The organism is Vibrio sp. ZF 223 (assembly GCF_003050585.1).
Classification (GTDB): Bacteria; Pseudomonadota; Gammaproteobacteria; order Enterobacterales; family Vibrionaceae; genus Vibrio; species Vibrio crassostreae.
Window position 1 is genome coordinate 1 of sequence record NZ_PIGB01000022.1, and the last position, 4997, is coordinate 4997.

At 48.4% G+C, this 4997-nt stretch carries 5 protein-coding genes and 1 pseudogene; 4 read left to right on the top strand and 2 right to left on the bottom strand.

Annotation, left to right across the window (positions count from 1 at the left end):
* A partial coding sequence (locus tag CWO13_RS23115; RefSeq protein WP_181359931.1) for a cytochrome b N-terminal domain-containing protein occupies window positions 1-351 on the top strand: 351 nt, incomplete at its 5' end.
* A gap of 84 nt (window positions 352-435) precedes the next feature.
* Here the strand turns inward: CWO13_RS23115 and CWO13_RS23120 are convergent.
* Window positions 436-723 carry a cytochrome b N-terminal domain-containing protein gene (locus CWO13_RS23120; RefSeq protein ID WP_258186402.1) on the bottom strand — a complete coding sequence of 96 codons (288 nt, stop codon included), beginning with the start codon at window positions 721-723 and terminating at the stop codon, window positions 436-438.
* Between the two features lie 672 nt (window positions 724-1395).
* On the opposite strand from CWO13_RS23120, the pseudogene CWO13_RS23130 reads away from it, so the two are divergent.
* From CWO13_RS23130 to CWO13_RS23140, 3 genes and pseudogenes are all read left to right on the top strand, one after another.
* Window positions 1396-1698 (top strand): annotated as a pseudogene (locus CWO13_RS23130) (IS4 family transposase); the annotation flags it as partial.
* 28 nt (window positions 1699-1726) lie between these two features.
* Window positions 1727-2521 carry an aminoglycoside O-phosphotransferase APH(3')-IIa gene (locus CWO13_RS23135; RefSeq protein ID WP_000572405.1) on the top strand — a complete coding sequence of 265 codons (795 nt, stop codon included), beginning with the start codon at window positions 1727-1729 and terminating at the stop codon, window positions 2519-2521.
* Window positions 2522-2538: 17 nt separating this feature from the next.
* Complete coding sequence (locus CWO13_RS23140; RefSeq protein ID WP_000027050.1) at window positions 2539-3399, top strand: broad-spectrum class A beta-lactamase TEM-116; 861 nt, start codon at window positions 2539-2541, stop codon at window positions 3397-3399.
* Window positions 3400-4760: 1361 nt separating this feature from the next.
* Here the strand turns inward: CWO13_RS23140 and CWO13_RS23555 are convergent.
* Window positions 4761-4997: hypothetical protein (locus CWO13_RS23555; RefSeq protein ID WP_219910248.1), on the bottom strand; the 237-nt coding region annotated here is incomplete at its 5' end.

Here is a 4997-nt window from a genome sequence, read left to right on the forward strand (position 1 = left end):
TTTTTATTAACTTATTTACATATTTTAAGAGGATTAAATTATTCATATTTATATCTACCATTATCATGGATATCAGGATTAATCATATTTGCATTATTTATAGTTACAGCTTTTATAGGTTATGTTTTACCTTGGGGACAAATGAGTTATTGGGGTGCAACTGTCATAACTAATTTATTATCTTCAATTCCAGTATTAGTCATTTGGTTATGTGGAGGATATACAGTAAGTGATCCAACAATTAAAAGATTTTTTGTATTACATTTTATACTTCCTTTTGTAGCATTATGTATTGTATTTATACATATATTCTTTTTACATTTACATGGTAGCACAAATCCTTTAGGGTAAGGGCGAATTCTGCAGATATCCATCACACTGGCGGCCGCTCGAGCATGCATCTAGAGGGCCCAATTCGCCCTATAGTGAGTCGTATTAACATAACCATATAACTAAGGCTGGAATTGAAGATAATAAATTAGTAATAACAGTTGCACCCCAATAACTCATTTGTCCCCAAGGTAATACATATCCAATAAATGCAGTTACTATAAATAATGCAAATATAATTAAACCTGATATCCATGATAAAGGTAAATATAAATAAGAATAATTTAATCCTCTTAAAATATGTAGATAAGTTAAGAAAAATACTAATGATGCACCAGTTGCATGCATATATCTAAAACACCATCCACTCCAAAGGGCGAATTCTGCAGATATCCATCACACTGGCGGCCGCTCGAGCATGCATCTAGAGGGCCCAATTCGCCCTATAGTGAGTCGTATTACAATTCACTGGCCGTCGTTTTACAACGTCGTGACTGGGAAAACCCTGGCGTTACCCAACTTAATCGCCTTGCAGCACATCCCCCTTTCGCCAGCTGGCGTAATAGCGAAGAGGCCCGCACCGATCGCCCTTCCCAACAGTTGCGCAGCCTGAATGGCGAATGGACGCGCCCTGTAGCGGCGCATTAAGCGCGGCGGGTGTGGTGGTTACGCGCAGCGTGACCGCTACACTTGCCAGCGCCCTAGCGCCCGCTCCTTTCGCTTTCTTCCCTTCCTTTCTCGCCACGTTCGCCGGCTTTCCCCGTCAAGCTCTAAATCGGGGGCTCCCTTTAGGGTTCCGATTTAGTGCTTTACGGCACCTCGACCCCAAAAAACTTGATTAGGGTGATGGTTCACGTAGTGGGCCATCGCCCTGATAGACGGTTTTTCGCCCTTTGACGTTGGAGTCCACGTTCTTTAATAGTGGACTCTTGTTCCAAACTGGAACAACACTCAACCCTATCTCGGTCTATTCTTTTGATTTATAAGGGATTTTGCCGATTTCGGCCTATTGGTTAAAAAATGAGCTGATTTAACAAAAATTTAACGCGAATTTTAACAAAATTCAGGGCGCAAGGGCTGCTAAAGGAAGCGGAACACGTAGAAAGCCAGTCCGCAGAAACGGTGCTGACCCCGGATGAATGTCAGCTACTGGGCTATCTGGACAAGGGAAAACGCAAGCGCAAAGAGAAAGCAGGTAGCTTGCAGTGGGCTTACATGGCGATAGCTAGACTGGGCGGTTTTATGGACAGCAAGCGAACCGGAATTGCCAGCTGGGGCGCCCTCTGGTAAGGTTGGGAAGCCCTGCAAAGTAAACTGGATGGCTTTCTTGCCGCCAAGGATCTGATGGCGCAGGGGATCAAGATCTGATCAAGAGACAGGATGAGGATCGTTTCGCATGATTGAACAAGATGGATTGCACGCAGGTTCTCCGGCCGCTTGGGTGGAGAGGCTATTCGGCTATGACTGGGCACAACAGACAATCGGCTGCTCTGATGCCGCCGTGTTCCGGCTGTCAGCGCAGGGGCGCCCGGTTCTTTTTGTCAAGACCGACCTGTCCGGTGCCCTGAATGAACTGCAGGACGAGGCAGCGCGGCTATCGTGGCTGGCCACGACGGGCGTTCCTTGCGCAGCTGTGCTCGACGTTGTCACTGAAGCGGGAAGGGACTGGCTGCTATTGGGCGAAGTGCCGGGGCAGGATCTCCTGTCATCCCACCTTGCTCCTGCCGAGAAAGTATCCATCATGGCTGATGCAATGCGGCGGCTGCATACGCTTGATCCGGCTACCTGCCCATTCGACCACCAAGCGAAACATCGCATCGAGCGAGCACGTACTCGGATGGAAGCCGGTCTTGTCGATCAGGATGATCTGGACGAAGAGCATCAGGGGCTCGCGCCAGCCGAACTGTTCGCCAGGCTCAAGGCGCGCATGCCCGACGGCGAGGATCTCGTCGTGACCCATGGCGATGCCTGCTTGCCGAATATCATGGTGGAAAATGGCCGCTTTTCTGGATTCATCGACTGTGGCCGGCTGGGTGTGGCGGACCGCTATCAGGACATAGCGTTGGCTACCCGTGATATTGCTGAAGAGCTTGGCGGCGAATGGGCTGACCGCTTCCTCGTGCTTTACGGTATCGCCGCTCCCGATTCGCAGCGCATCGCCTTCTATCGCCTTCTTGACGAGTTCTTCTGAATTGAAAAAGGAAGAGTATGAGTATTCAACATTTCCGTGTCGCCCTTATTCCCTTTTTTGCGGCATTTTGCCTTCCTGTTTTTGCTCACCCAGAAACGCTGGTGAAAGTAAAAGATGCTGAAGATCAGTTGGGTGCACGAGTGGGTTACATCGAACTGGATCTCAACAGCGGTAAGATCCTTGAGAGTTTTCGCCCCGAAGAACGTTTTCCAATGATGAGCACTTTTAAAGTTCTGCTATGTGGCGCGGTATTATCCCGTATTGACGCCGGGCAAGAGCAACTCGGTCGCCGCATACACTATTCTCAGAATGACTTGGTTGAGTACTCACCAGTCACAGAAAAGCATCTTACGGATGGCATGACAGTAAGAGAATTATGCAGTGCTGCCATAACCATGAGTGATAACACTGCGGCCAACTTACTTCTGACAACGATCGGAGGACCGAAGGAGCTAACCGCTTTTTTGCACAACATGGGGGATCATGTAACTCGCCTTGATCGTTGGGAACCGGAGCTGAATGAAGCCATACCAAACGACGAGCGTGACACCACGATGCCTGTAGCAATGGCAACAACGTTGCGCAAACTATTAACTGGCGAACTACTTACTCTAGCTTCCCGGCAACAATTAATAGACTGGATGGAGGCGGATAAAGTTGCAGGACCACTTCTGCGCTCGGCCCTTCCGGCTGGCTGGTTTATTGCTGATAAATCTGGAGCCGGTGAGCGTGGGTCTCGCGGTATCATTGCAGCACTGGGGCCAGATGGTAAGCCCTCCCGTATCGTAGTTATCTACACGACGGGGAGTCAGGCAACTATGGATGAACGAAATAGACAGATCGCTGAGATAGGTGCCTCACTGATTAAGCATTGGTAACTGTCAGACCAAGTTTACTCATATATACTTTAGATTGATTTAAAACTTCATTTTTAATTTAAAAGGATCTAGGTGAAGATCCTTTTTGATAATCTCATGACCAAAATCCCTTAACGTGAGTTTTCGTTCCACTGAGCGTCAGACCCCGTAGAAAAGATCAAAGGATCTTCTTGAGATCCTTTTTTTCTGCGCGTAATCTGCTGCTTGCAAACAAAAAAACCACCGCTACCAGCGGTGGTTTGTTTGCCGGATCAAGAGCTACCAACTCTTTTTCCGAAGGTAACTGGCTTCAGCAGAGCGCAGATACCAAATACTGTTCTTCTAGTGTAGCCGTAGTTAGGCCACCACTTCAAGAACTCTGTAGCACCGCCTACATACCTCGCTCTGCTAATCCTGTTACCAGTGGCTGCTGCCAGTGGCGATAAGTCGTGTCTTACCGGGTTGGACTCAAGACGATAGTTACCGGATAAGGCGCAGCGGTCGGGCTGAACGGGGGGTTCGTGCACACAGCCCAGCTTGGAGCGAACGACCTACACCGAACTGAGATACCTACAGCGTGAGCTATGAGAAAGCGCCACGCTTCCCGAAGGGAGAAAGGCGGACAGGTATCCGGTAAGCGGCAGGGTCGGAACAGGAGAGCGCACGAGGGAGCTTCCAGGGGGAAACGCCTGGTATCTTTATAGTCCTGTCGGGTTTCGCCACCTCTGACTTGAGCGTCGATTTTTGTGATGCTCGTCAGGGGGGCGGAGCCTATGGAAAAACGCCAGCAACGCGGCCTTTTTACGGTTCCTGGCCTTTTGCTGGCCTTTTGCTCACATGTTCTTTCCTGCGTTATCCCCTGATTCTGTGGATAACCGTATTACCGCCTTTGAGTGAGCTGATACCGCTCGCCGCAGCCGAACGACCGAGCGCAGCGAGTCAGTGAGCGAGGAAGCGGAAGAGCGCCCAATACGCAAACCGCCTCTCCCCGCGCGTTGGCCGATTCATTAATGCAGCTGGCACGACAGGTTTCCCGACTGGAAAGCGGGCAGTGAGCGCAACGCAATTAATGTGAGTTAGCTCACTCATTAGGCACCCCAGGCTTTACACTTTATGCTTCCGGCTCGTATGTTGTGTGGAATTGTGAGCGGATAACAATTTCACACAGTAAACAGCTATGACCATGATTACGCCAAGCTTGGTACCGAGCTCGGATCCACTAGTAACGGCCGCCAGTGTGCTGGAATTCGCCCTTCGAAGCATCCATCTACAGCTATGGTAACTATAATTTCATTATCCTAACTTTTAACATAATTATAACCTTACGGTCTGTATTGTTCTGCTCAATATTCAGAGATATCGTCTTATCGTAGCCTTGTAATTTAAATGTTTGCTTGGGAGCTGTAATCATAATGTGTTCTTTTATAATGAACAAGTGCAAATAATCCACTAAAGAAGAATGATATTATAAATAAACCAAATAAAGTCATTGTTAATCCAATTGAACAAATCATATTCCATCCATTTAAAGCGTCTGGATAATCAGGAATACGTCTAGGCATTAAGGGCGAATTCTGCAGATATCCATCACACTGGCGGCCGCTCGAGCATGCATCTAG

Coding starts and splice junctions, on each gene's coding strand:
- CWO13_RS23140 (WP_000027050.1), top strand. CDS start 2,539: ATGAGTATTCAACATTTCCGTGTCGCCCTTATTCCCTTTTTTGCGGCA.
- CWO13_RS23135 (WP_000572405.1), top strand. CDS start 1,727: ATGATTGAACAAGATGGATTGCACGCAGGTTCTCCGGCCGCTTGGGTG.